Raw genomic sequence first — 24,754 nt, forward strand, 5'->3', positions numbered from 1 at the left:
AATCATCGACGTGGCAAAACAAAGCTTCTAAACTAAGCATGGGCGGGTAGATACTTGAGAACTCAGCACTTTCAGCGTATCTGCTCCGCCCTTTTTTATCCCGAACTCACGTTAATCTAGCTTCGTAAATGACACCTGACGTTAGAGGATGTTTGGAAAGACGGAGAGAGTACAAAAAGGGTCAGGCAAGTCTGCGTAGCATCAGTCGGATCATGGCGATATAAATGAACGCTTCTGAGGAAGCTGGGATTCGCTCATAATCGACATTTAAGCGACGACACCAATGCAGCCAACCGTAAGTGCGTTCAACAGTCCAACGCTTAGGAAGTAGGACGAATCCTTGAGCGCCCTCCGGTCGCAGAACCACCTCTAAAATCCAACGGAAGGTATCAATGACCCAATGTAGAAACGCTTCTCCCGAAAACCCACCATCGACCCAAATTCGAGTCAGTTGAGGAACCCGGTGACGTTCTTGGTTCAACGTTGCGAGCAATTGCTTGGCTCCTTCTCGTTCGGGCACACTGGCTGCAACCACCTGCACGACAATCAACAATCCCAATGTGTCAACCAGAGTAAAGCGGAAAGCGACCTTTAATTTTTTTGCTGCCATCATAGCCAACGGCTTGGTGAACCATGACAGAAGTAGGAACGGTTTGGGAATCCAGACTCGCCGCGGTTGGGTTGCTGTTGCAATTGGCATCAACCCTGACCCATTGAACGAGATGATCGTGAATGCGCTTCCAACTCCCGTCCGAAGCGCCACTTGCGGAAGTAGTAGTACACCGTTGAATAGGGTGGATAATCATTGGGTAAGAGTCGCCAAGACAACCTGTAACCAGCACATATAATTCGGGCTTGCAACACCAACATCAAGTTGACGCTGCGAGGTCTGCCGTTGTTGGATGCGGGGCTGAGGAGGGATTCAAACAATTCGTATTGTTCAAGGGTTAGATCTGTCGCGTAGGCTAAATTCATGACTTCCTGGAGGGCTGTTTGGATTTTGATATGATTCAGCCTAAACCCCAGGAAGCTTTTCTATCTACTGGTATGTTTTGTTACTTCTCAAACATCCTCTTAAATCTCTACCTCGAAAGAGAGGTTAGCACATTTGTCTGTCTTTTTTCGCTTAGGGAGCGTCAGCTCCTATACCGCTATATCTAGTGTGCCTGCGTAAGTCCTATGCTGATGTATTGTCACAACGCTTGAGTTCAGGGTTAACAATGCTTGTGGGCAATAGATAATGCGACTAGGAAGAGTGTCTCGTTTGGGTTTACCCTGTTTCTCATAGTGCGCCTTTTGCTTGACCCTAATTCCCTCCAGTTGATGCCACGTTAAGGTTTGTTCAACTTCTTGAGAGCTGCTAAAGCATCTGCTTCACACGCGAATTCCTGAGTGCATAATTGTCGCAATCGCGATTGCTCGTAAGTTTTCGCCTTTGCCAAATTCTTCTCTAACTTTTTGAGGTCAGCCTTTTTCCGCTCCTGGCTTTCGACCACAAACCAGCGCTGCTGGACACTGCCGTAGTCGCAGCACATACTGGCAATCCGGTACCCTTCCAGTTCCGTGGGCTGGAAGGCAGACTCTGACAACTGGTTGACTAAATCGGATGCACAGTTGAGCGTTAACGGCACACGAGTCAGCCACCGTAACCCTGACAACTGGTGCAGATTGTCTTCACTGTAGAGGGCAGAATCAGCCACATACAACCCCTCAAAGTTCCACTGGGACCTACATGCCTGCATCAACCCAACAAAGTGGGTTTTATCAGACTGATTGCCATCGGCTAACTCAACAAAGGCAGGGATATCTCCATCGCTCCAACACACCAGATTCATCACAAACTGTTTCAGGTCGGGTCGGCGGTCTCGGGAGTAGCCATAGGTGATGTGAACAGGAATTGGTGAAATCCCTTCTACAACCCGTGGCTGTGGCAAATACTCCCCTTCTACCGAAAGTGAAGTTGAATCGAAATGGGCACTGCTGTGTTTGATCCCAAACTTGCGAACAGCTACCAAGTAAATGGTCACAAACAATTGGCTTAATCCAGCTAAATACAGCGCGTCGAGGACTCGTCCTGATCGGTCGTCATTGAGATGCTTTGGTAGGACTCCTTCTCCCAACAGATGTTCCGTCGCTTTCCCCACAAAAAATTTTTCGAACAAGTACAACGGCGCAGAAACCAGCCCTAATCCATTCAAAATCATCGCTTTCACTACCAAGCCTGGACTAATCTGCTCTCGTGCATCTTCACCTAGGTGTTGATTCACCTGCTCAACAATCTCCAACTCGTCTACCAATCCGGCAACGATGCCCAAATGGTCCAGGTTCTGGACAATCAACTCGCTGTTAATCCTGCACCCCCTTTGCTACAGCCTTGAGAAAATTATGCGGCTAAATTCTCAATGTGACACTTCAAAGGGCGGAATGTGGGTTGTATCCACCCCGCTTGAGCATTTCTGTAAAAAGTGAATTAAAAATCCCGATTTCAAGGATGTTGTTAACTTGCTGTCCTAAACCTCTGATGAGACGTGCCTGGTTATAGTAGCTAATGAGCCGGTCTTTTGATATATATTCTTCGCCTGAAATTTTAGATTTGTTTATGCTCGTCATAAAAATATCTCCTTGGCTGGTTAAAAAATTAGTATTATTAACTTTACCTATACTAGTAGAAACTTAACTTTAAGCTATTGAAGACTAAAAAGCTTTACAAGTTTCTATTTTTTTAATAAAGCTCTAAAAGCTAGCATTTCTACTCATCGGAGTATAATTTTCCAAAAATTCAGAAAAAAATAGAAATATGTTCTATTTTCTTAACTCAATTAATAGTTTTTTTACGGCTTGAGCAGAAATATTCCAATTAAGTCTATCTTGATACTCGTTGAATGATGAGACAGCTAAGCGTTCATAGTCACTATAATTTTCTAGTTTGGATACAATATAGTTACAATAATCAGCAATATTAGCATCTACTTCAAAAGTTTTCCCGTTAAAATCATTTTTAATGATAGTTGGTATACCACCAGTATTTGTGGTTAAACAAGGTACTCCAAACGAATTTGCTTCAATTAAAACGTGGGGGGAGCAGTCTGCTAAAGTAGGTAAAATTAGAAAGTGGGATTCAGCCATTAGTCTATTAAATTCATTTAAACCCTCAGTCGTTGATTTATCAATAAATCCTTTAAGGCTAACAAAACTGAGTTCAGACTCATTAATCTTCGGCTGGCATCCAACTACTTGAAGTTGAGTTTTTAGACCCATTCGATTTAGTTCTCTAGCAACTTCCAGAGCAACACTCCCTCCTTTTCTAAGCCACTCCACACCAATAAATAATAATTTGCAAGGATTTGTACTTCTTGCTTTTATAGCATTGTCAATATCATCAATTGTTCTCTTACATGTTACATTAGCTCCCCAAGGAACTACTTTTACTTTAGAAGGATTAATTCCATAGATATCAATGGCTGTTTGAGCAGCCCATTCGGACGCGAGAATTACTAACTCGCATTTATTCAATGCAGATTGTTCCATTAAATATATATTTTCTTTGGTTTCCTTGCACAAGTTGCTCAAATAAGGATAAAAATCAATCAAACCTGCCAGTGTTGAATCTGTCCACAGGACGACTGGTTGCTTACATTCCAGATAAGCAATCGGCACTGCATTTTCCGGACAAAGCACTATGTCTGAGTTAAATTTAGATAGTTTTTCAGATATCTGATATGCATAATCCTTAAGCACTAATGGCTCTGCCCAGCGGTAGTAATCTTTTTTAAAAAAGTTTCGATATAAACTCCACTTCGCTTTAGTAATTACCGATTTTTTCTTATTTAAAGGTCCAAAGTATTCCAGGTCAATAGATTGATTTTTTAAAGCTTTTGCTATGCTGGCTCCAGCACCACACAGTCCTAATTGAGACTTAGTCCAAGTCAAGCTATTAAAGACATCATAAGTTGTAGCATAAGCGAGCTTCATAAAGAGTAATTATAATTAATTAATTAAGTCCATAAACAGTTTTTGTGCTGACTGGGCTGTTGCTGACCAATTTAAACGAGTTTGATACTCATTAAATGAAGATAAAGCTAACTTTTTATAAGCTCCATAATTTCTAAACAAAGTATAAATATAGGTGCAATATTCTTGAATGCTGCCGGTTATTGAAAAAATTTTTCCATTTACATCATCTTTGATTACTGTTGGTATGCCGCCTACATTGGTAGATATACAAGGCACTCCATAGGAGTTTGCCTCGCAGAAGACGTTGCCATAAGCTTCTGCTTGTGAAGGCACAATTAATAGATGAGATTCAGCTATCAACTTACTAATTTTATTTAATCCCGCCGCTGTTGATTTACTAATAAAGCCAAGATTAACAACAAAATCAGGAGGAGAACTATCTTTAAAAGGCTGGCATCCAACTATTGTTAATTCAACATTCAATCCGCTTTTATTCAATTTGCTAGCTACTTCTAAAGCTATGTTCCCACCTTTTCTAAACCAATCCACGCCTAAAAACAGGAGCTTGCATTTATCCAAGGGTCGAGATTCAATAATCTCCTTGATATCGTCTAAGGTTCTATCACACTCAACATTTGCTCCTGACGGAATCACTTTGACTTTAGAAGAGTCAACTTGGTAAGTATTAATTACAGTCTGAGCAGCCCAGTCGGAGGAGAATATAGCTAAACTGCATTTATCTAAAGTAAGTTTATCCATAGTAGTTAATTGCTGGATGGTCTCGCTACACAGGTTACTAAACTCAGTATAAAAGTTCATCAATCCAGCATAAGAAGCATCTGTCCAAACTACAGTGGGTTGCTTACAGTCAAGATAAGAAATTAAATTGATGTCTGGACATAAAACGATTTCGGGATTAGCTCGGAGAATTTTTTGGGCAATTTGGGATGCATATCCTTGATTAACAACGGGTTCTGCCCAAGAAAAATATATTTGTTTAGATATATGCTTATGCCAGCGATTCTTTGCCTTAGATAATAATTTTAAAGAGGGGGAGTACATCTCCTCAAGAGGACCAATATACTCTATCGATCCCAATTGCCTTTCCAGAGCTTTCGCTTTGTAGTAATTAGTCCCACAGTGCCCAATTAAGTTGCGAGGCCAAGTACGGCTATTAAAAATGTCATAGTGAGTAGCGTATGCTATCTTCATTGACTTTGTTCAAAATTTGCGTTTACGTTAATGAAACCTTTAACTGGCATTTTTTTATATATTACTAAAAAAGGGCTATAAAGTTGCCCTAATTGGGACTGAAATTCACAAGCTTGCACAATATTATTGGGTAGAGAATTTTTATTTTTTAGGTAGTAAATTAATACCTTTAAGCTATTGCGTAATGTAAAAAATGGTATCAAAAAAGGTAGGAAGGGACGCTGCCATCGATAAAACCGAGTGACTCGCGTGAGATGATTGGAAAGGCCATATCCATGAGCCAGTCTGAGTAGATAGGCTTGTTCTAATCGATATGGGGGAATATGATGCCAAATCTCCATTTTGGGATTGTGCCAAACTTCCCACTTACTATTTTGAATATAGAACATTATTTCGGCATCTTCTCCGGCAGCCATTGTTTTCTCGTCTCTGCCAGGTATTAGGAGTTTTTCTGGAGGAGGAACGGCGTCTTGCCATGCCTGCTTCCGGATGACTGAACCGGGTGCAGCAGGAATTCGGCGCGGTTTATCGGAACGCTTGTAGTGAAAAGGCGTTGCACCTCGGTTATAGATAGTAAGATACCCTTTTATTTGCTCAAAGTAGGGGGGTGGTAGTTCATCGAGTTTGGCATGAATAATGCCACCATAGGCTCCCACTTGAGGGCGATCGCTACCAAAGCGATAAGCTTCGGCTATCCAGTTATCTGCTGGTAGATTATCATCATCCAAAAATCCAATCAAGTCGCTGCTTCTAGCTTCCTGTACGGCTCGATATCGCGCATAGGCAGCGCCTTGTTTGGCTTCAAAAATATACCTCAACTGGCTATCTTGACGCCAATTGGTTGCATAGCGAGCAACGACAGCAGCAGTATCGTCATTGCTGTTGTTGTCAACAACTAGCACTTCCCAGTCAATATCCTCTGTACCAACTTGATGAAGCAGTTGATCTAGAACTTCGGGCAGACGTTCTGCACCGTTATATGTGCAAATGGCTACAGTAAAGTCCACGGATATGTTCTTGGCGTTGTCGCATCAATTTTGGCTGTTGTATTGCTTTCAGACTAACAGTAGAGACGTTTAGAGGCAACGTCTCTACTGATGATTGTTAAATGATTTGAGCTTCAAGGAGGCTGAGGGACTGTTTTTTGCTGAAAGTCAGCGTATTGTCCACACAATCAACCAAGATGGTGTCGCCACTCACGAAGGTATTTTCTAGCAGCGCTGTGGCGAGGGTATTTTGCAATTCACGCTGAATGGCGCGTTTGAGAGGACGGGCACCATAGATCGGATCGTAGCCAACTTCCGCCAAGTGGTCTTGGGCAGATGCCGAGAGTTCGATGGTGATTTTTTGATCGGCTAGCAGCTTCTCAATCTGTTTGATTTGAATACTAACAATCTGGCGCAGTTCCGAACGTTCCAGCCGGTGGAAGAGAATAATGTCGTCCACGCGATTGAGGAATTCGGGGCGGAAATGCGATCGCAAAGCATCCGTTACTTTCTTCTGCATCAATTCGTACTGGTCCTCGTTCCCCCCCAGATCGAGAATATGCTCGCTGCCGATGTTACTTGTCATCACAATCACCGTATTCCGGAAATCTACCGTCCTGCCTTGGGAATCGGTAATTCTTCCATCATCCAGCACTTGCAGCAAGATGTTGAACACATCGCGGTGGGCTTTTTCCACTTCATCCAGCAGCACGACCGAATAGGGGCGACGGCGAATTGCCTCAGACAGTTGACCGCCTTCTTCGTAACCGACGTACCCTGGAGGGGCACCTACGAGGCGAGAGACAGCGTGTTTTTCCATGTACTCGGACATATCAATCCGTACCAGGGCCTCCTCGCTGTCAAACAGGAACTGAGCTAAGGCACGGGCTAGCTCGGTTTTGCCCACCCCTGTTGGCCCCATGAACAGGAAAGAACCGATCGGGCGACTAGGATCTTTCATCCCTGCGCGGGTGCGACGGATAGCAGCAGAAACGGCGGCAACGGCTTCTTGCTGACCGATCACCCGTTCGTGGAGATGAGATTCAAGCTGGAGTAGCTTTTGCCGTTCCGACTCTAGCAGGCGGTTGACTGGGATACCCGTCCATTTAGCGACAATTTCGGCAATGTCGTCTTCGCGTACCTCTTCTCGCAGCAAAGCAGCACCACGAGATTGCAGTTCCAACAGTTGGGCTTCTTTGGCTTCCCGGTCGCGTCCTAAAACCTCCAACCGTCCATACTTCAGCTGAGCAGCTTTGTTAAGGTCGTAGGCGCGTTCTGCCTGTTCTATTTGCACCCGGAGTTTATCTTCTTCCTCCTTCACTGCGTTAATGTCTTCTAAGAGCTGTTTTTCTGATTGCCACTGGGAACTGAGTTGAACTTGTTTTTCGCTCAGGGAGGCAATCTCTTGTTCAATACGCTCTAAACGCTCTTGAGAAGAACGGAAGGCACCCACAACGGTTGTTAAACCCGTCCGTTGACCTTCTCCTTGCAGGGAGAGCTTTTCCATCTCTAGCTGCATCACCCGTCGGTCAATTGCCTCTAGTTCTACCGGCTTGGACGTAATCTCCATTTTCAGCTTGGCAGCAGCTTCATCGACCAAGTCAATTGCTTTATCTGGCAAAAACCGCTCGGTGATGTAGCGATCGCTCAAGCTGGCGGCGGCAACTAAGGCAGAATCGGTAATCTTCACGCCGTGGTGGACTTCGTAACGTTCTTTCAGCCCCCGCAGAATCGAAACCGTGTCTTCTACGCTGGGCTGATTAACATAGACTTGTTGAAACCGGCGTTCGAGTGCCGCATCTTTTTCAATGTGCTTGCGGTACTCGTCTAGAGTCGTCGCCCCAATGCAACGCAGTTCTCCCCGCGCCAGCATCGGTTTGAGCAAGTTACTCGCATCCATTGCCCCTTGAGTGGCACCCGCACCAACCACCGTGTGCATCTCATCAATAAAGAGGACAATCTGACCGACTGAATCGATGACTTCTTTTAGCACCGATCTGAGGCGGTCTTCAAATTCTCCCCGATATTTGGCTCCCGCAATCAGACTCCCCATATCCAGGGCAATTAGGCGGCGGTTCTTCAAAGATTCAGGTACATCGCCGTTGATGATGCGCTGGGCTAACCCTTCTGCGATCGCTGTCTTACCTACTCCTGGTTCCCCAATCAAAACGGGGTTGTTCTTACTCCGGCGAGATAGCACCTGCACCACGCGGCGAATTTCCTCATCTCGCCCAATTACGGGGTCTAACTTACCGGATTTGGCTGTTTCTGTCAGGTCGCGCCCGTACTTTTCCAAGGCTTCATAGCGAGCCTCTGGATTTTGGTCTTTTACTTTCTGCGTACCCCGAACCTCTTTGATCGTTGCTTCTAGCTTTTGCCGATCGAAGTTGAAGCTTTTGAGCAACCGGCGTCCGATGCGGTCATCTTCGACGAAGCCGACTAATAGATGTTCTACCGAGATGAATTCGTCCTGCAAGGTAGTTCGTGAGGCTTCAGCTCGGTCTAACATAACATCTAAGCCCCTCCCCAGGTACAACTGGTCAACGACAGCGACTTTGGGCTGGCGTTGGGTGAAGGCTTCGAGTTGCGACTTTAACGCCTGGATGTCCACATTGACTCGACTCAAAATCCGATTTGTCAGCCCTTCTTCTTCTTCCAGAAGCGCGATCGTTAAATGCTCTACCTCTAGCTGCTGATTTTTGAATCGACGCGCCACATCTTGAGATTTGATGATGGCTTCCCAGGCTTTCTCAGTAAACTTGGCAGGGTCAGTAGGCTGCATTTTATAAAACGAATCTCAGTCGAATACCGTGTCTCACACGTCAGTATAACAATCTGGAGTCAATGGCTCATTGCCAGATTGCGAATTAAAAAAAATTCCCTCCCTGGTGTGAGGGAAGGAATGGAGGGTGGGATGAAAGTCCACCTTTCGACTCAACAAGGGCGGAGAGACTCCACCCCAATCGCACTTAACTGACTGCTTCTGCCTCAACAGGCTCTGGCTTCGGTTCGCGCACTTCCTGCTTGATGGTGAGGTAGCGGATGACTTCTTCCGACAGACGCATTGCCCGTTCCATCGGCGCTATCTGGCTGCCATTGCATTGGTAATTCATCTGGACATAAATGCCTTCCCGATGCTTGCCGATATCTTGAGCTAGACGCCGCCGACCCCGATGCTGGATTTCGATGTCGTGTGCCCCATTGTCGCTCAAGATACCCTGATACTTGGCGATCGCCAAGTTTACTTGTTCCTCGGTCAAATCGGGACGGAGGATGTACATAGTTTCGTAAACGATCTGCATTGCTGTTAATCTCCTTATGGACAAGACGGCTTCTTCTAGCACTGGGACTAGGAAGTTTGGGATTGGGAATGGAAGTCGCACCTTGAAAATCTCAACTCGCTAGCCTATAGCGTCTAAAGATGAAGAAGCAAGGAATTAAAATCTTACTACCAGTCCATCAATTGTACAAAGTTACCAGGGTAAATTCACCTCAACGTCCAGACCACACATCAGCATAATCAAATAGCAGTCAACATTATGGCGCAGCGCTACGTCCGAGTCCGAACCGCAAAAGGACAGACTTACTACGGTTTATTGCAACTAAGCCGAGGCGTTCAGGTGCTTGATGCGCCTCCCTGGTTACACGGGCAACCTACGGATTTGCAGTTAGAACCCGATACTTATCAAATTCTGGCTCCTTGTGCCCCGTCTAAAATTATCGCGGTGGGCAAAAATTATGCCAGCCACGCCGCTGAAATGGGGACGGATGTGCCAAAAGAACCGTTACTATTTCTCAAGCCGCCAACGTCTGTAACCGCAGCGGGGACAGAAATTCACTACCCCCCGCAGTCACAGCGAGTGGACTACGAGGGCGAATTAGCTTTAATCATTGGCGATCGCGTTTATTGCTGTACGCCAGAAGAGGCACAAACTAAAATTTGGGGTTACACCATTGCCAATGATGTTACCGCCCGCGATTTACAAAAGCAGGATCTTCAATGGACGCGGGCAAAAGGATTTGATACTTTTTGTCCTTTGGGTCCGTGGATCGTCCGTGAGTTGAGTCCGGCTGCCCGCTTGCAAACTTTTCTGAACGACGACCCCCAGCCGGTGCAGTCAGCACTCATTAATCAGATGGTGTTTGCGCCCGATTTTCTAGTGTCTTACATCTCTCAGGTGATGACACTGTTGCCGGGAGACGTGGTGCTGACTGGAACGCCTCAAGGGATTGGTCCGATGCAGGTGGGCGATCGCGTTCGCATCGAAATTGAAGGCATCGGTCACATGGAAAACACGATTGTGTCACGTCCCACACCAGCCGCGCCCTAACGAAGATTCTGCCTGCGGCAAGAAACTAGGGAACTTGGCTGTAAACTGCCTCTGAAATCCCAGGAATTTCTGCGTAACGTCCTATCACAGACTGAACAACTGAATAGGCGCAGGCAGCAAGCGTTCCTAGAAAAACAACATTAAACAGCGTTTGTCCTACCAGGCCAGTTCCTAGCGCTGGAGTCAAAATCTGCAATGCCATAGTACACAAAAATAGAGCAATGTCTATTAGGAGTGCCTGCATGGTGTTGAAACGAATGAAATGGCTAATCTTTTCGTTTCTAACTACGCCTAAGAACAAGACAAAGAAAATGATTAAACTGGCAAACGGTATACTGTAAATTGCTAGCAACGGTTGTAGCGGCAATAAAATCAGTGCTAAGACAGGAAACTGTCTAAACAGGTACGCCCCAAAAGGAAGCACAGAAAGCAAAGGGAGTAAATAAGGAAGGCAAGCGAAAACCCGGTCTTTCGCTGTTGCTGAACCACGCCAAGTCATCGTGCGTTCTCCTGAAATAATATATTTATCGCCAGTTATTACTAAGTTCAGGATAACGCAGATGCGATGTCAACCAGGACACCCCTAGGTCAGACGTGCCTCATCAAAGACAAGGAGCCTATAGCGTAGGCGCACTCTTGTTTGTCAGAGAAAGTAGCGATCGCCATTAAGCCCCAAATCGCAGATAGCACCTCAGCAGGCTTTAAACTTCAGCAAATAAACTTGAGCAAAACGAGATTACTCAATATTGGCAATCCGGAAGCCCATAAGACACTCGTATTGATCGGGTTGATTTTCGGTAAGCTTGTGAATCGCTTGAGCGCAGCGGAGCTGCCCCTGACGCCAGCGGGGTTGACCACTTTGATCGGCAAGTAAACAGGTCTGACAAACTTGTTTGGGGGAGAGTATCTGCTCATCCGTAAGAATGACTAACATTTAATACCTCCACGAGAGCTTTAATTCGCCCGCATCCATTCTAGGTCAGGTTTTCGGCGAGATATGGTAAATTAACATACAGCTTAATGTCCTCTCCTAAAAGTAGGAGTGAGGATGGTTACTAAAGCGACGCTTTGCGCGTGTGGTAAGAGAGGAGGGCAGAAAATAAATTTGGCACCTAACTTTGGGATCTCAACAGTATGGGCGTCTAATCCCTCTAAAGTCTTGCAGTTTGCGATCGCATCGGTTGCCAAGTGGGTATGGTTAACATCATGGGCAACTTTTTCTAAACCCCAATTTATCCGGGGTTGGCGATCAAATGTCAAGCAAATTTTTCCAGATCCTCTAGCCCCTTATGAATGGGCGAGAGAAATACAGCAAAATTGCATACTGCGCCAGGTTAGCTAGTTTGGATGAAAGGTTGCCAAAAATTGTTCGCTTCAAGTGTTAACAGAAAAGTTGGGTAGAGACACGACTCCAACAGCGTTAAGATTGAAGACTCCCGAAAATACTGACCTGGGCTAGTAGCGCGGACATGGCGTTGACCGAAAGCGCACCCGAATCAAAGTTTGAAAGGAAGACTGACACTATTTCTAGGGGTTCACTTTGTGAGTAAAACAAACTTAGACTTTCTAGCCGAAACCGATCCTACCGTTGCCAGCTTTGTCCACGAAGAACTCCAGCGCCAACGCGCCCACTTGGAGCTAATTGCCAGTGAAAACTTTACCTCCGCAGCAGTGCTGGCAGCACAAGGCTCGGTATTAACAAATAAGTATGCCGAAGGTTTGCCGGGGAAACGCTATTACGGCGGCTGTGACTTTATCGACAAAATTGAGCAATTGGCGATTGACCGCGCCAAACAGCTATTTGGAGCAGCTCACGCGAACGTGCAACCGCATTCGGGGGCGCAGGCGAATTTTGCCGTTTTCTTGACCCTGTTGCAGCCAGGAGACACGATTATGGGGATGGATTTGTCCCACGGGGGGCATTTAACCCACGGTTCGCCAGTAAATGTCTCGGGGAAGTGGTTTAAGGTTTGCCACTATGGAGTCAGTCAGGAAACCGAGCAGCTAGACTACGATCAGATCCGGGATTTGGCGCTACAACACCGTCCTAAGTTAATCATTTGCGGCTATTCAGCTTATCCGCGCATCATTGACTTTGAGAAATTCCGCGCGATCGCTGATGAAGTCGGAGCTTATCTATTAGCGGATATCGCCCATATTGCGGGTTTAGTTGCCACAGGTCATCACCCCAATCCTCTACCCCACTGCCACGTCGTCACCACCACTACCCACAAGACCCTGCGCGGTCCTAGAGGTGGCTTAATTATGACCAGCGACCCAGAACTCGGCAAGCAACTAGATAAAGCCGTGTTCCCCGGTACTCAAGGGGGTCCCTTAGAACACGTCATTGCCGCTAAGGCGGTGGCATTTGGGGAAGCACTGCAACCCGCGTTTAAAACTTATTCAGCGCAAGTAATTGAAAATGCTCGTGCTTTGGCAACTCAGTTGCAAAAACGCGGCTTCAAGATTGTTTCTGACGGGACTGACAATCACTTGATGCTAGTAGACTTGCGCTCTATCAGCATGACTGGCAAGAGAGCCGATCAGCTAGTGAGCGGAGTGAACATTACCGCGAATAAAAATACCGTACCCTTCGATCCAGAGTCGCCATTCGTAACCAGTGGCTTGCGGCTGGGTTCGCCAGCGATGACGACGCGCGGGATGTCTACTGGTGAATTTACAGAAATCGGGGATATTATTGCCGAACGGCTCCTGAATCCAGAAGAGGAAGCAGTGGCGGCGGAATGTCGGCGGCGAGTGGCAGCATTATGCGATCGCTTCCCCCTGTACCCCCACCTGACAATTCCCGTACCAGCCTTGGCATAAAAATCGTAAGGGCATAGTCAGGGCGGCTATGCCCCTACTCCCCATTCCCCCGCTTAATTCCCCATCCCCCTCTGCCTCTTCCCGTCTGAAATGTAGTAGACTCTGCCTGACGATTGTTTTGAAGGATGAAAGATCAATAGCGATTAGCAATCAGCTAACAGCTTTTTTTAATTTCTCCCTTCTGATGTCTAGTACCCTACTTAATTTCAGATGCCCCCCCAGCTGTATCACCTGGTTGCCTTTCTCGTATCTGCCTGTGTTGTCCTCTGGTCAACACCCGTTGTGAACAAAATTGGCCTCCAAAAGGGACTGGTTGATTTACCCAGTGAGCGCAAAGTCCATAAGCATCCTATCGTGCGGGTGGGAGGTGTCTCTATCTTTGCAGGCACCATTATTGCCCTACTGATTGTTTGGGGAACCGGGGGATTTGGCGCTTTGAGCACAGAGAAATCCCTAGAAGTTTGGGGCGTTATCTTGGGTGGTCTTGGTTTTTTCCTGGTTGGCTTAGCCGATGATTTGTTTAGTTTGTCGCCTTTCTTGCGGCTGTTTCTGCAAATTATCATTGCCAGCTGGGCTTGGCACCTCGGCGTCCAAATTGACTTCCTCACCGTTCCCTTTGCTGGACTGGTCACATTGCCAGACACAATTAGCTGGCCGATTACCGTCATTTGGCTGGTCGGTCTGACTAATGCCATCAATTGGATTGATGGTCTAGATGGTCTAGCTGCCGGTGTTTCTGGCATCGCTGCCGTGGTGATGCTGATTGTAAGTTTGTTTATGAACCAACCGGCGGCAGCACTGATTGCCGCAGCGCTTGCCGGTGGCTCATTGGGATTTCTTCGATATAATTTCAACCCCGCTCAGATTTTTATGGGGGATGGGGGAGCCTATTTTATGGGCTTTACCCTGGCTGGTGTCGGCGTAATTGGCTTAGTAAAAAGCACTGCTGTCACTGCGGTATTACTGCCTTACCTGATTCTGGCTGTGCCAATTGTGGATATGTCAGCGGTGATTGTGCAACGGCTGTTACGTGGCAATTCGCCTTTTATTGGCGATAAATTCCATCTGCATCATCGGCTGCTGCAAGCGGGTCTGCCACAACGTTTGATAGTTTTGTTTATCTACGCTTTGACGCTCTGGGTGGGAAGTTTAGCCCTGGCTCTGGCTAAAATACCAAGCGGACTTGCTTATGCGATGGGTGCAACGTTGTTGTTGGGGTATACCAGCTGGCAAGTTTGGCGAAATTCGCGTATGAGGAGTGAGGAATGAGGAAAAATACAAAATTAAAAAATAAAAAACTTTTGCATGAGTGCTGAAATTATTTGTGTTGGTACAGAACTGCTACTCGGCGATATTCTCAATAGCAACGCCCAATTTTTGGCGCAGCAACTAGCCTCTCTGGGAATCCCCCACTACTATCAAACGGTGGTGGGAGATAATCCTGGACGTCTCAAGCAGGTGTTGGAGATTGCTGCTGGGAGATCCCATCTGCTGATCTTTACTGGCGGTCTAGGTCCTACTCCCGACGACTTGACCGTGGAAGCGATCGCTGATTTTTTTGGCGTTCCCTTGGTAGAACAACCGGAAATCGTCGAAGACATTACTTGCAAATACGCCATGCGGGGGCGTCAGATGACCCCCAGCAATCGAAAACAAGCGCTCATTCCCCAGGACGCCTCAATTTTACCCAATCCAGGCGGTACAGCCCCTGGCATTATCTGGCAACCCCGCACGGGTCTGACGATTCTGACTTTCCCCGGCGTCCCTTCAGAAATGAAGCGGATGTGGCAGGAAACCGCCGTCCCCTTTCTCAAGAATCAAGGCTGGGGCAAAGAAATCATCTACAGCCGGATGTTAAAGTTCTGGGGAATTTCGGAATCGGCTCTAGCTGAAAAAGTCGCGCCGTTCCTCGACCTCCCTAACCCCACCGTTGCTCCTTACGCCCTTCACGGAGAGGTGCGGCTGCGAGTCTCGGCAAGAGCGGCGTCAGAACCGGAAGCGCTAGGACTAATTGAGCCAGTGGCGCAACAACTGCGGCAGATAGGAGGGCTGGATTATTACGGCACTGACACTGACACCCTTGCTTCTGTTGTCGGCTTTTTGTTGCAAGAAGCCGGGGAAACGCTTTCGGTGGCAGAATCCTGTACGGGTGGAGGATTGGGGCAGATGCTAACCAGTATCGCTGGGAGTTCCAATTATTTTTTGGGCGGTGTCATTTCTTATGACAACTCGGTGAAAATTTCTCTTTTGGGCGTCAATCCAGAAGACTTAGCCCAAGTCGGTGCGGTGAGCGACGCGGTCGCCAAGCAGATGGCAGTGGGTGTAAAGACACGCCTCTCAACCACTTGGGGACTTAGTATCACAGGGATTGCTGGGCCGGGAGGTGGTACGGAAACCAAGCCGGTGGGATTAGTATATATTGGTCTAGCAGGGCCGGATGACACGGTAGAAAGTTTTAAGCACCATCTGGGTCAAAATCGAGAGCGAGACTCGATTCGGTACGCCAGTGCTTCAATTGCCCTTGACCAACTGCGGCGAACAATGTTGAAGAAAAAGTTAACGACGGATGTGTCTTAAGACGGATAGACGCCGCCCGGTCACACACATCCATAGTGAGATTACTCACCTGTTTCTCCATGTGCTAGGGTTAGAATAAATCTTAACCACAATAGGATTCATAAACTCTCACGTTTGCCCTGTTGTTAAGTACTCATCCTGGTTGTATTGCAGGAGTTTTCAATTCAATGGACTATATAGAAAATGTGTTGGAAAAGCTCAAAGAATGGGCACGTAAGCTCATCGAAACGCTCCTGGGACCGGAAGCTGAGCCGGAACCAGAACTGATTCCAATTCCAGTGAATGAGAGATCGTCGCGCCGGCGTAGTTAGTCTATTGAGTTGCTGCTGAAACCTTGGGCATAGTTACTGTTCTGGTGCTGCACGGACCAAACTTAAACCTATTGGGACTCCGAGAACCAGGGATTTATGGCTCTGTGACGTTGGATGAGATTAATCGCCTGTTAGAACAAGAAGGGCAAACGCTCGACTGTAAGGTCTTTACTTTACAGTCAAATCATGAAGGCGTCTTAGTGGATGCAATTCAGAATGCCGTTGGGCAGCACCAGGGAATTTTAATTAACGCTGGGGCATATACTCATACCAGCGTAGCGATACGGGATGCGATCGCGGCTGTTAACCTTCCGACTGTAGAAGTGCATCTGAGTAATATTTACCGACGCGAAGCTTTCCGACATCATTCTTATATCGCACCCATTGCAATTGGACAAATCAGCGGCTTTGGTGCAGAGAGTTACCGCTTGGGGTTAAACGCTCTAGTTCACCACTTGAGACAAAAAAGTGGCGGTGAATAAACTTCGTGGCGAATGATTGTCTTTGTTTGAGGAACAGATGACCGACCCGATTCGGCGTTGCTTCCCGGCGTAACAAGCGATCGCCTGAAAATGAGCTTCATTAAACGCATAGCATCTTGGCTCGGTCGTCTTAGCAGCGACCGGGTTTTTTTTGGAGTTTATTCCCTCCCCGTTAGGGAGGCATTTACTGCCAAACTTCTTATGTATGGGTGTTTTGAGTGACAAGTGCTGTTGCTTGTAGCTGAATCGTTCTTAGCTTAAATTCTTAGCTCAGCTGTGCGGTACATTCAAGAATCAATCTTTGATTTTCTAAGGCGTAAGGCTGAATTTCCAGCGCTTGTCGAAAAGCTTGAATGGCAGCGCTGTAGTCCCCCAGTCCGATATGGCACAACCCCATCCCATGCAGCGCCCCAAAATGGAACGGGATGAGCTTAACCACCATCTGGCAGTCTTGGAGCGCCTTTTTGTACTCCCTGAGAATATAGTAAAGAACGGCTCGTCTATTCCAGGCTTCCGCAAAATTTGGTTGAGTCTCAATCAGGTCGGTGAGTAACGCCTCTGCTTTGGCAAGCTCTCCTGCCTCCAGCATTGCCTGCGATCGCTGAAGCCGTTCAAACCCTACTGCTCCCTTTTGATGAAACCAGACGCGCCACAGCTCTGCTGTAGCCTCATAGCGGACGGTTTCATCAGGATTTTTTAGGTCTTCTAGTAACGAATTGATAGAAAATTCATTCATGAATATCACTTCCAATCGGTCGCGTTGGCTTCTAATCTCTCTATCCTTATGTTTAGCAGCTATCTGTTGGATAGGGGCAACTACCGCTTTGTCAGGAGGAACGATCGTGTTTGCCGGAAAACCACCCACTAATCTCGGTGTCCAGTCAGGCCAACTAGCGCCTTGCCCTAGTACGCCCAACTGTGTCAGCAGTCAAAGCCAAAATGCCCAGAATAAAATTGAGCCTTTGACCTACAACTCTTCCCCAACGGAGGCGATCGCTAATCTCAAAACAGTTATCAACTCCCTCCCGAAAACCAAAATTATCACTGAAACTGAGAATTACCTCTACGCGGAATTTACTAGTGCGCTGATGGGGTTTGTCGATGACGTGGAATTTTATCTCGATGAAAGCGCAAAAATCATCCACGTTCGTTCAGCCTCCCGCCTAGGACAGTCGGATTTGGGCGTGAACCGTAAAAGAATAGAGACAATCAGAGCCAAACTCAACGAACTGAGAAGCTAGGTGTAAGTAATAAAACCCCTTCAATCGGTTCGCCCCCACAGAAAAGCTCCTCTTCGCCCCCTCCTCGCTTACGGGGAGGGTTGCGGGTGGGGTTCTTGTCATCCTGAAAACAGAATGGAGATGTGCGCGATGCCAACAGAAACACAAACCCCAAAAATAGTCGTCGTTGGTGCTGGTTGGGCAGGGTTGGGGGCTACCTACCACCTAGCGCGTCAAGGCTATGACGTAACCCTTCTAGAAGCTGGCCCCTATCCGGGTGGCTTGGTGGCGGGCTGGAAGACCGCAGGGGGGCGCTCTGTAGAAGCGGGGATTCATGGTTTCTGGTATCCTTACCGAAATATCTTTTCTTTGGTAAAGGAATTAGGGCTGAGTCCGTTTACGCCTTGGACTCGTTCCTCCCAGTATTCTCCAGCCGGTTTAGAAGTCGAATCTCCCATTTTCCAAGACTTACCGCGACTTCCCACTCCACTTGGAACTTTTCTCTACACGCAATTTAAACGGTTGCCATTAAGCGATCGCCTATCAGCTTTACCGCTACTCTACGCAGTTATTGATTTTGACAATAGCGACGAAGCTTGGCGACGCTATGACTCTGTAACGGCGCGAGAACTCTTCAAAGATTTTGGGGTTTCGGCGCGGCTTTACCGCGATTCCTTTGAGCCGATGCTGCTGGTTGGTTTATTTGCCCCTGGAGAGCAATGTTCCGCCGCTGCCGCGCTGGGTATGCTTTATTACTTCATTTTGGCTCACCAACCCGATTTTGATGTCGTCTGGTGTCGCGGAACAGTTGGTGAGATGATCTTTCGCCCTTGGGTGGAACGCATCGAACAAGCAGGGGGAAAATTACTCGCTAACCGACGAGTCAGTGACGTAATTGTTGATAGCAATAATCAAGCGACAGCAGTTGTCTGTGGGGATGAAGTTTTTGAGGCAGATGCGATTATTTTTGCCGTTGGTATCAGCGGTATGAAGAAGATTATATCTGGTAGCCCCAGCTTACAAAACCGTAAAGAATTTCGAGATATTCACAACTTGGGCGCGGTTGATGTGTTGGCAACTCGCCTATGGTTTAACCGCAAAATTAATATTCCTCGTCCTTCCAATGCCTGTTTTGGTTTTAATGCAACAACTGGATGGACGTTTTTCGATTTAAATGCCATACATGATGAGTACCGCGATGAGCCAGGGACAGTTATTGAAGCAGATTTTTATCACGCCAATCAGTTTCTTCCCTTAAATGATGAAGAAATCGTTTCGCTTGTACAACAAGATTTAGCAACTTGTATCCCGGCTTTTCGAGATGCGAAAGTAATCGATAGTAGTGTAATCCGCTTACCGCGTGCAGTGACTCACTTTTTCCCTGGTAGCTATCAGTATATGTTACCCGGAGAGACAAGTATCAAGAATGTATTTATGAGCGGTGATTGGATTGTGACTCGTCACGGTTCTTGGTCGCAAGAAAAGGCTTATGTCACTGGTTTGGAAGCGGCAAATTTGGTTATTTCTCGCTTTGGGCGTGGGAGTAAGGCTTTGATTCTACCAATAGAGGCGGATGAGCCGCATATTCAAGTTGGTCGGTCAATTAACCAAAGCATACGTAATTTCGGTAAAACATTCTTACCTAATATTTGGCTCCCTTAGAACTATTTAGCTGTGTTTTTTTCTTCAGTCCAAACACTGCACCAAAACCACTTAGCAACATCAATGCAGATGTCAAAGAGGATTCAGGAACTGGCTTTGATTGGCTAGTTACATTCACATTTGCATCGAGAGCATCCCCTGTAGAATACACATAATTAAAAGCATCTTTGTCATCGAGAACGCTGGCACGCAAGAAAAGTGCGCTCCAGCGAGCTACCGTTTCTACTGCTACATCTTGAGTTACTGTCGGAGTGTTGCTGTCTGGTCTTGCACCTATGGGGTTGTTCGTATCTGTGATGCCATAGTGGTTAGCACCCAAAATGGTAATCAATGCTTTAGGAGGATTTTGGATCTGATTGTAGGTTTTTTGGGCGTTGACAGGAAGAGCAATACTATCAAGATTTCCCTGTAAGAGAGCAGTGGGAATTTTTGAATTGTTGATGGGAATAAACTCTTGAGTATTGAAGTTCCGTAAATTTGCACCGAAAAACGCTCCTGCTACGAGTTCATTAGGTCGGCTGAAGGAGCCTTCACATAAAATAGGAAGGCAGAGGTTGGCAATAGCAGATAGTCCGACAGCACCCCCTTGGGAATGACCGAGTAAGGCTAGTTTCTGTGTATTGATAACGCCAGCAACAGGTGAAGTAGAGTTAGAGTTTTCTTTCACCATTTGTGCTAGAACGGCGTTTAATTGTGACGTTTCGGGTAGAAGTCCCGTAAATCCTAACTCTGGCAGTGACTTCTGGTGATTGGGTACAACTACTACGAATCCGTAGCTTGCTACTGTACTAGCAAAATTTGTGTAATTTGATTTATCAACATTCGCACCTTGCAAGAGCAGCGCAATGGGAAACGAATAGTTGCCAGTTTTAAGGTTTGATGGGTTTGGAAAGTAAATATCGGCTAAGTCATTATTAGCGGAGATTGTTGTGCTGTAGCTACCTACATCGTTGAATAAAGGAGCATCGCTGAACTTTGCAGCGGCAGTTTCCGCGATACCAGCAACAATAAACACTGCACCAGCAGAAGCGATTGATAACACTTTTAGGGTAGTCACAGAACTTACTCCTTTATCAACTACGTATGCAGAATGAGAGATTATCAAATAATCTTACTGATAATATTGCTGACAGCAACGTTCTTTAGATACAGAATGCGACGCCCAAGAAAGCAGCCGCTTCGCTTCACGCATCCACACTGCCTACTCAACTTGATATCTTGGTAGAAAACGCGGGGTTAAGTCCTATGGTGACGACAACGAAAACCACTCAAGGGCGGGGTGTACTGAGAAACATTAGTTGGCAGACTTTTGAAACAATACTTGCAGAGATGGGGGAAGATCGTAACACTCGGCTGGCTTACGATCGCGGAACGCTGGAAATAATGACTCCTCTGATGCCTCATGAGCATAACAATAGACTGCTGGAACACTTGGTTTTCGCTTTAGCTGAGGAACTGAACCTCAACCTCAGAAGTGCTGGATCTCTCACTTGTAAGCGTCCAGACTTACAGCGGGGTGTTGAACCGGATTCTTGCTTTTATATTCAAAATGAACCGCTAATCAGACAGAAAAGGGATATTGACTTAACGATTGACCCACCTCCTGACTTAGCAGTGGAGGTGGACTATACCAGCGCTTCGGTTGACAGACTTTCAATTTATCTGGCTTTAGGTGTTCCGGAAGTTTGGCGTTATGACGAACCAGTGATGCAAATTTATAAATTGCGAGATGGAGTGTATGTTCCTGGCGCAGGTTCTCCTACTTTTGCAAATTTACCCTTAACAACAGAAATTCCAGGGTTTTTGGAAGAAAGCCTAAGAATTGGGGAAATCCCCATGATTCGGTCTTTTCGCGCTTGGGTAAGGCAGCAAATAGAGCATCGTGACGACAATTGTTGAGGAGAATTGAGGACGCGATCGATCGAAAGATTTATTATATTCAAAGTTTAATTATCCGGAGCTAATGTCTTATGCCTAACATTGAGGAAGAAGAAATCCGAGAGAATCGCATTGCAATGGAAATAATCGTCGATGCCTATGACGAAGAAGAACAGGCGATGGGATGGTACTACTACCTTAACGATAATCTCAACTTCCCCTTTAAAGCTAAGTGGGTGAGAAAGGGAGGCAAATTATCCTCACCTGAAGGCAAAGAAGTTGAGGTAGTGGAAATGTCATCAGAAGATGAATGCTTGCACGATATGTTTGTGGAAGTGCTTTACAAAGATGCTACAGGTGAAGATACGTTCTCGGCTCGTTTATCAGAAATAGAACCGATTGATGCTGATAGCGAAACCTTGGAAGCAATCGCAGACTGGCACTATTGGCTTGACAGAGGATACGAGTTTTAAAGGAGTCGTTTTAATGGCAGTTTATCAAGTCCGGCTGGTAAATCCAGCGATCGCGCTTGACCGTACCATCTCCGTGCCAGACGATCAGTATATTCTAGATATGGCTGAAGATGCGGGCATTCGATTACCTTCTGGGTGTAAGCAAGGGGAATGTTCGGCTTGTATCGCCAAGTTGGTGAGTGGTGAAGTAGACCAAAGCGAACAAAAATTTCTACGTCCAAAAGAACTAGAGGCTGGGTATACTGTTACCTGTGTGGCTTATCCGCTGTCGGATTGCACTTTAGAAACCCACCAAGAACAAGTGTTATATAAATCAGCTCTTTACTTTCAGCCAGATACTGCTAAATCTGAATAATTTTTGTGCGAATGCTTGCAATATTTCGGAACTAGCAATCAGTCAGTTTTAACTAAAGATACAGATGGTTTTGTTGCCATGTTTTTAGGTGGCAATTTGGTTAAACTTGCCGCTACAAAAGTATTTACAGGGAAGATTATTGAGTGCGATCGCGCTGACGTATATGAAAAAGCCGAAAAATAAAATTTAAAAAAAAAGAATACATCGTTTTAAAGAAAGGAAGAGTGAAATAGCCAGTACGGAGGATAAAAATGAGCCGGTTACTCTACGAAAATTCAGTCTCTTATAAAGGATATCTGATCATCCCATTTGTTTTTGGGATAGCGGATGGTCAAAATATTTACTCTTATAGTTTACTTTCTGAATTAGGGCATAAAGGTAAATTTCATAAATTGGAAAATCCGGCTGGTATTTATTCAAGTTGCATTGATACAATTATTGAGGCAGCCAAAGAACATCTAGATGAGAATTCAGATGTTGTTAGCCAAAACGATTATTTTAAAAATAGATACATTTATCAAGATAATTTGATTATTGTTTATCAATTAGCAAGTAAATATTTTTACGATCATTATAAATCTGATAACTTAAATAATGTTGCCGCGCCAAAAATATTTGGAACTGAACAAGAGTGCATTACCTGGATAAAAGAGGGACTAGATAAGTCACAGATTAATCAACAAGTTTAAATTTTACGAGCATAGAAGTAAGGTGGACAATGCCCACCCTACTCAACGTTCTTTTTGGTACTATTTTGAATGAGAACGCGCTTGTTTCACCATTGCAATGAGCGTATGGTGAGCATCTTCGGCATCTTTGAGAATATGATCGAAGTGAATGCGTATCGGCACATCCGAACCGTTGACTTGTGCCATGAGATTCATACCTTCTGGATCTACTGAAACCATTTCTGCCTTTGCAGCATCGGGAGAATTACCATAAGTTTGGGCGTAAAGAACGACAGCATCAGCATGATCGTCGTTCATGTGAGCGCAAATGCGATCGCTTATTTCAGACGTTATTGCATCGGACATTAGATAGCATCCTCTGATGTAATTAATTAAGAATGTTTAGCGACAAAATTGGTAACTACATTGACGAATTCAACTGTTGACTCATAGGGTAGAACATTACGACCTAACATTTTGATACCCTCAGCATTAGGTAAAGACTTCTGATAGTCAGCCAAGCGTTCATCGGGAGTTTCGCCTTTGCCAGCTTGACTAATGCTGGATGCCGTGTCGCCGACGACTACTAGAGTGGGTTGAGAGATAGATGCGATCGCGTCTTGATAATCTTGCCGCCAAAACCCTGCTAGGAAGGAAAAAACAGCATAGCGAGTCTTTGGATCTGTCGCACCTTTCTCCAAAGTTTGCAGCCACTCCCGATCGACTGAATCAGCTTTTTCAAAGAGTTGTTTAGTTGAGAAAGAACGTAGGAACTGTTCGCGCCGCGCATAGCGATAGAAGGCACTCCCAAAAGGAGAGTTTAACAGATTCCAGGTAAGTTTTTGTCGCCAATTTGCTCTAGGTTTAGCAAGTAATGTCAAAGCGGGAGGGCCAGCCAGCACCAAGCCTCGAATAAAATTAGAATTCGTTTCTAGACGAACTAACTCAATTGCTACCGGCAGCAAAGCCCCTTGTACCACTACAATCACAGGTTTTTTTACTACAGTCTGCAAAAAATGTTGCAATTGCTGTGCCCAATCAAGAGGACTATAAGCCACATGAGGCATATCGCTCTCACCACATCCCAGTAAGTCTGGATTATAAATTGGATTCCGGCGACCCGCTTCATACCATTCTCGACAGAATCGCTGCCAAAACTTTCGGGATAATCCTACACCAATGGGATGAATTAATAGGAGGGGAGTCCCATCATTTGTATTTGGATTAATTGCGGTATGAACTTCGTAGGCGCAGCGATAATTTTTCCAAGTGTAAAACTGCGTAGGAGTTACAGTTTCAGTTGCAGAAATTTGTAGATTTTGAGTTGAAGACAAGGGTTGCATAATTATCCAGAAAGCAATTAGGGTTAGGAGCATCCCAATCAGAGTAAAAACTCCTGATGGCTAAAATCGCGGATATACAAACGAAGCCTGATGAAAGCAGGTTTCAGCTTGTAGGCTTGTTTTTAGAAAAATGGGATGCACTTTGCTCATTTTTTGGGTTGATGAGCTAAATTTTGAGTTAACTTAACAGTGCCTCCTGGCAAAGCTCAGCTCATCTATCGCTCGTAAGAATAAATATCTCCCGGTTGTTTGAATAGGGTAGATGAACGAGCAGAAAGCAATAGCAGATCGTCCTTATCTAGTTGAAAACCCAAAGCTTCTACATTCTTTTGAACCTGCTGACGATCTTGAGTAAAGCCTGAGATACAGCAGATTGCAAGTTCATGAAGTACAGTAGCAGCAGTTTGTGAACCAGTTGCGTAGGTGTTTTGGATTGACTAAATCAAGTGCAGTAGCAAGCAAAGTATCAACCATTT

26 protein-coding genes and 1 pseudogene are annotated in these 24,754 nt (G+C 45.8%); 13 read left to right on the top strand and 14 right to left on the bottom strand.

Annotated features, from left to right (window positions below; all coding sequences use genetic code 11):
• Positions 1 to 181: 181 nt before the first annotated feature.
• From NDI33_RS26620 to rpsF, 8 genes and pseudogenes are all read right to left on the bottom strand, one after another.
• Positions 182 to 975: pseudogene (locus tag NDI33_RS26620) on the bottom strand (IS5 family transposase).
• Between the two features lie 356 nt (positions 976 to 1,331).
• On the bottom strand, positions 1,332 to 2,339 hold the full coding sequence (locus NDI33_RS26625; protein ID WP_190675202.1) for an IS1634 family transposase: 1,008 nt from the start codon (positions 2,337 to 2,339) through the stop codon (positions 1,332 to 1,334).
• A 73-nt stretch (positions 2,340 to 2,412) separates the two neighbouring features.
• Complete coding sequence (locus NDI33_RS26630) at positions 2,413 to 2,610, bottom strand: hypothetical protein (protein WP_190675204.1); 198 nt, start codon at positions 2,608 to 2,610, stop codon at positions 2,413 to 2,415.
• Positions 2,611 to 2,802: 192 nt separating this feature from the next.
• Positions 2,803 to 3,972 carry a glycosyltransferase gene (locus tag NDI33_RS26635; protein ID WP_190675207.1) on the bottom strand — a complete coding sequence of 390 codons (1,170 nt, stop codon included), beginning with the start codon at positions 3,970 to 3,972 and terminating at the stop codon, positions 2,803 to 2,805.
• 15 nt (positions 3,973 to 3,987) lie between these two features.
• Positions 3,988 to 5,166 (bottom strand): glycosyltransferase family 4 protein, encoded by a 1,179-nt coding sequence (locus NDI33_RS26640; RefSeq protein ID WP_190675209.1) that lies wholly within the window; start codon positions 5,164 to 5,166, stop codon positions 3,988 to 3,990.
• Complete coding sequence (gene hpsE, locus NDI33_RS26645; RefSeq protein ID WP_190675211.1) at positions 5,163 to 6,173, bottom strand: hormogonium polysaccharide biosynthesis glycosyltransferase HpsE; 1,011 nt, start codon at positions 6,171 to 6,173, stop codon at positions 5,163 to 5,165. Before hpsE ends, NDI33_RS26640 begins: the two co-directional genes overlap by 4 nt.
• A 97-nt stretch (positions 6,174 to 6,270) precedes the next feature.
• Complete coding sequence (gene clpB / locus NDI33_RS26650) at positions 6,271 to 8,934, bottom strand: ATP-dependent chaperone ClpB (RefSeq protein ID WP_190427932.1); 2,664 nt, start codon at positions 8,932 to 8,934, stop codon at positions 6,271 to 6,273.
• Between the two features lie 187 nt (positions 8,935 to 9,121).
• Entirely contained in the window at positions 9,122 to 9,454 is a 333-nt protein-coding gene (gene rpsF / locus NDI33_RS26655) for a 30S ribosomal protein S6 (protein WP_190410636.1), read from the bottom strand.
• Between the two features lie 237 nt (positions 9,455 to 9,691).
• On the opposite strand from rpsF, the gene NDI33_RS26660 reads away from it, so the two are divergent.
• Positions 9,692 to 10,483 carry a fumarylacetoacetate hydrolase family protein gene (locus NDI33_RS26660; RefSeq protein ID WP_190533481.1) on the top strand — a complete coding sequence of 264 codons (792 nt, stop codon included), beginning with the start codon at positions 9,692 to 9,694 and terminating at the stop codon, positions 10,481 to 10,483.
• A gap of 25 nt (positions 10,484 to 10,508) precedes the next feature.
• Here NDI33_RS26660 and NDI33_RS26665 read toward each other — a convergent pair whose 3' ends face one another.
• Positions 10,509 to 10,982 carry a Tic20 family protein gene (locus tag NDI33_RS26665; RefSeq protein WP_190410634.1) on the bottom strand — a complete coding sequence of 158 codons (474 nt, stop codon included), beginning with the start codon at positions 10,980 to 10,982 and terminating at the stop codon, positions 10,509 to 10,511.
• A gap of 237 nt (positions 10,983 to 11,219) precedes the next feature.
• Positions 11,220 to 11,417 carry a hypothetical protein gene (locus tag NDI33_RS26670; protein ID WP_190410633.1) on the bottom strand — a complete coding sequence of 66 codons (198 nt, stop codon included), beginning with the start codon at positions 11,415 to 11,417 and terminating at the stop codon, positions 11,220 to 11,222.
• Positions 11,418 to 11,531: 114 nt separating this feature from the next.
• Between NDI33_RS26670 and NDI33_RS26675 the strand changes: the two genes are divergently transcribed.
• From NDI33_RS26675 to aroQ, 5 genes are all read left to right on the top strand, one after another.
• Positions 11,532 to 11,825, top strand: a complete 294-nt coding sequence (locus NDI33_RS26675) for a hypothetical protein (protein WP_190675213.1) — start codon at positions 11,532 to 11,534, stop codon at positions 11,823 to 11,825.
• Positions 11,826 to 12,025: 200 nt separating this feature from the next.
• Positions 12,026 to 13,309 carry a serine hydroxymethyltransferase gene (glyA, locus tag NDI33_RS26680; RefSeq protein WP_190675215.1) on the top strand — a complete coding sequence of 428 codons (1,284 nt, stop codon included), beginning with the start codon at positions 12,026 to 12,028 and terminating at the stop codon, positions 13,307 to 13,309.
• A gap of 210 nt (positions 13,310 to 13,519) precedes the next feature.
• Entirely contained in the window at positions 13,520 to 14,578 is a 1,059-nt protein-coding gene (locus NDI33_RS26685; RefSeq protein WP_190675217.1) for an MraY family glycosyltransferase, read from the top strand.
• Between the two features lie 36 nt (positions 14,579 to 14,614).
• Positions 14,615 to 15,886 carry a competence/damage-inducible protein A gene (locus tag NDI33_RS26690; protein WP_190675219.1) on the top strand — a complete coding sequence of 424 codons (1,272 nt, stop codon included), beginning with the start codon at positions 14,615 to 14,617 and terminating at the stop codon, positions 15,884 to 15,886.
• Positions 15,887 to 16,220: 334 nt separating this feature from the next.
• Positions 16,221 to 16,679 (top strand): type II 3-dehydroquinate dehydratase, encoded by a 459-nt coding sequence (gene aroQ / locus NDI33_RS26695; protein ID WP_190410627.1) that lies wholly within the window; start codon positions 16,221 to 16,223, stop codon positions 16,677 to 16,679.
• A 265-nt stretch (positions 16,680 to 16,944) separates the two neighbouring features.
• Here the strand turns inward: aroQ and NDI33_RS26700 are convergent, their stop codons facing one another.
• Positions 16,945 to 17,415, bottom strand: a complete 471-nt coding sequence (locus tag NDI33_RS26700; protein WP_190675221.1) for a tetratricopeptide repeat protein — start codon at positions 17,413 to 17,415, stop codon at positions 16,945 to 16,947.
• Between NDI33_RS26700 and NDI33_RS26705 the strand changes: the two genes are divergently transcribed.
• Together NDI33_RS26705 and NDI33_RS26710 are read left to right on the top strand one after the other, a co-directional pair.
• Positions 17,414 to 17,920, top strand: coding sequence for a DUF1499 domain-containing protein (locus NDI33_RS26705; protein WP_190439234.1), 507 nt, complete (start codon positions 17,414 to 17,416; stop codon positions 17,918 to 17,920). The genes NDI33_RS26700 and NDI33_RS26705 overlap by 2 nt on opposite strands.
• A 129-nt stretch (positions 17,921 to 18,049) precedes the next feature.
• On the top strand, positions 18,050 to 19,561 hold the full coding sequence (locus NDI33_RS26710) for an FAD-dependent oxidoreductase (protein ID WP_190675223.1): 1,512 nt from the start codon (positions 18,050 to 18,052) through the stop codon (positions 19,559 to 19,561).
• Here the strand turns inward: NDI33_RS26710 and NDI33_RS26715 are convergent.
• Positions 19,542 to 20,618: an alpha/beta hydrolase gene (locus NDI33_RS26715; RefSeq protein WP_190675225.1), complete on the bottom strand. Its 1,077-nt coding sequence runs from the start codon at positions 20,616 to 20,618 to the stop codon at positions 19,542 to 19,544. The two genes, NDI33_RS26710 and NDI33_RS26715, sit on opposite strands and share 20 nt — an antisense overlap.
• Positions 20,619 to 20,806: 188 nt before the next feature.
• Between NDI33_RS26715 and NDI33_RS26720 the strand changes: the two genes are divergently transcribed.
• The 5 genes from NDI33_RS26720 to NDI33_RS26740 all read left to right on the top strand — a co-directional run bounded on the left by NDI33_RS26720 (position 20,807) and on the right by NDI33_RS26740 (position 22,956).
• Positions 20,807 to 21,460 (top strand): Uma2 family endonuclease, encoded by a 654-nt coding sequence (locus tag NDI33_RS26720; protein ID WP_190439243.1) that lies wholly within the window; start codon positions 20,807 to 20,809, stop codon positions 21,458 to 21,460.
• Between the two features lie 71 nt (positions 21,461 to 21,531).
• The gene (locus NDI33_RS26725) at positions 21,532 to 21,912 is read left to right on the top strand and encodes a calcium-binding protein (RefSeq protein ID WP_190675227.1); all 381 of its coding nucleotides are present in this window, start codon (positions 21,532 to 21,534) and stop codon (positions 21,910 to 21,912) included.
• A 13-nt stretch (positions 21,913 to 21,925) separates the two neighbouring features.
• Complete coding sequence (locus NDI33_RS26730) at positions 21,926 to 22,267, top strand: 2Fe-2S iron-sulfur cluster-binding protein (RefSeq protein ID WP_190410620.1); 342 nt, start codon at positions 21,926 to 21,928, stop codon at positions 22,265 to 22,267.
• Between the two features lie 15 nt (positions 22,268 to 22,282).
• Positions 22,283 to 22,450: a hypothetical protein gene (locus NDI33_RS26735; RefSeq protein WP_190533506.1), complete on the top strand. Its 168-nt coding sequence runs from the start codon at positions 22,283 to 22,285 to the stop codon at positions 22,448 to 22,450.
• A gap of 68 nt (positions 22,451 to 22,518) precedes the next feature.
• Entirely contained in the window at positions 22,519 to 22,956 is a 438-nt protein-coding gene (locus tag NDI33_RS26740; protein WP_190530281.1) for a hypothetical protein, read from the top strand.
• Positions 22,957 to 23,016: 60 nt separating this feature from the next.
• Here NDI33_RS26740 and NDI33_RS26745 read toward each other — a convergent pair whose 3' ends face one another.
• Both NDI33_RS26745 and NDI33_RS26750 read right to left on the bottom strand, forming a co-directional pair.
• Positions 23,017 to 23,301 (bottom strand): DUF2470 domain-containing protein, encoded by a 285-nt coding sequence (locus tag NDI33_RS26745; protein ID WP_190675229.1) that lies wholly within the window; start codon positions 23,299 to 23,301, stop codon positions 23,017 to 23,019.
• A gap of 26 nt (positions 23,302 to 23,327) precedes the next feature.
• The gene (locus tag NDI33_RS26750; protein ID WP_348245685.1) at positions 23,328 to 24,269 is read right to left on the bottom strand and encodes an alpha/beta hydrolase; all 942 of its coding nucleotides are present in this window, start codon (positions 24,267 to 24,269) and stop codon (positions 23,328 to 23,330) included.
• Between the last annotated feature and the right edge of the window lie 485 nt (positions 24,270 to 24,754).

Source organism: Trichocoleus sp. DQ-A1 (assembly GCF_039961955.1).
GTDB lineage: Bacteria > Cyanobacteriota > Cyanobacteriia > Cyanobacteriales > FACHB-T130 > FACHB-T130.

Excerpts from the sequence above, each read along its gene's own strand:
- NDI33_RS26630 (WP_190675204.1), bottom strand. The coding sequence starts at position 2,610 with ATGACGAGCATAAACAAATCTAAAATTTCAGGCGAAGAATATATATCA.
- NDI33_RS26635 (WP_190675207.1), bottom strand. The coding sequence starts at position 3,972 with ATGAAGCTCGCTTATGCTACAACTTATGATGTCTTTAATAGCTTGACT.
- NDI33_RS26640 (WP_190675209.1), bottom strand. The coding sequence starts at position 5,166 with ATGAAGATAGCATACGCTACTCACTATGACATTTTTAATAGCCGTACT.
- clpB (WP_190427932.1), bottom strand. The coding sequence starts at position 8,934 with ATGCAGCCTACTGACCCTGCCAAGTTTACTGAGAAAGCCTGGGAAGCC.
- rpsF (WP_190410636.1), bottom strand. The coding sequence starts at position 9,454 with ATGCAGATCGTTTACGAAACTATGTACATCCTCCGTCCCGATTTGACC.
- NDI33_RS26660 (WP_190533481.1), top strand. The coding sequence starts at position 9,692 with ATGGCGCAGCGCTACGTCCGAGTCCGAACCGCAAAAGGACAGACTTAC.
- NDI33_RS26665 (WP_190410634.1), bottom strand. The coding sequence starts at position 10,982 with ATGACTTGGCGTGGTTCAGCAACAGCGAAAGACCGGGTTTTCGCTTGC.
- NDI33_RS26670 (WP_190410633.1), bottom strand. The coding sequence starts at position 11,417 with ATGTTAGTCATTCTTACGGATGAGCAGATACTCTCCCCCAAACAAGTT.
- NDI33_RS26675 (WP_190675213.1), top strand. The coding sequence starts at position 11,532 with ATGGTTACTAAAGCGACGCTTTGCGCGTGTGGTAAGAGAGGAGGGCAG.
- NDI33_RS26685 (WP_190675217.1), top strand. The coding sequence starts at position 13,520 with ATGCCCCCCCAGCTGTATCACCTGGTTGCCTTTCTCGTATCTGCCTGT.
- NDI33_RS26690 (WP_190675219.1), top strand. The coding sequence starts at position 14,615 with ATGAGTGCTGAAATTATTTGTGTTGGTACAGAACTGCTACTCGGCGAT.
- NDI33_RS26705 (WP_190439234.1), top strand. The coding sequence starts at position 17,414 with ATGAATATCACTTCCAATCGGTCGCGTTGGCTTCTAATCTCTCTATCC.
- NDI33_RS26700 (WP_190675221.1), bottom strand. The coding sequence starts at position 17,415 with ATGAATGAATTTTCTATCAATTCGTTACTAGAAGACCTAAAAAATCCT.
- NDI33_RS26710 (WP_190675223.1), top strand. The coding sequence starts at position 18,050 with ATGCCAACAGAAACACAAACCCCAAAAATAGTCGTCGTTGGTGCTGGT.
- NDI33_RS26720 (WP_190439243.1), top strand. The coding sequence starts at position 20,807 with ATGGTGACGACAACGAAAACCACTCAAGGGCGGGGTGTACTGAGAAAC.
- NDI33_RS26725 (WP_190675227.1), top strand. The coding sequence starts at position 21,532 with ATGCCTAACATTGAGGAAGAAGAAATCCGAGAGAATCGCATTGCAATG.
- NDI33_RS26730 (WP_190410620.1), top strand. The coding sequence starts at position 21,926 with ATGGCAGTTTATCAAGTCCGGCTGGTAAATCCAGCGATCGCGCTTGAC.
- NDI33_RS26740 (WP_190530281.1), top strand. The coding sequence starts at position 22,519 with ATGAGCCGGTTACTCTACGAAAATTCAGTCTCTTATAAAGGATATCTG.
- NDI33_RS26745 (WP_190675229.1), bottom strand. The coding sequence starts at position 23,301 with ATGTCCGATGCAATAACGTCTGAAATAAGCGATCGCATTTGCGCTCAC.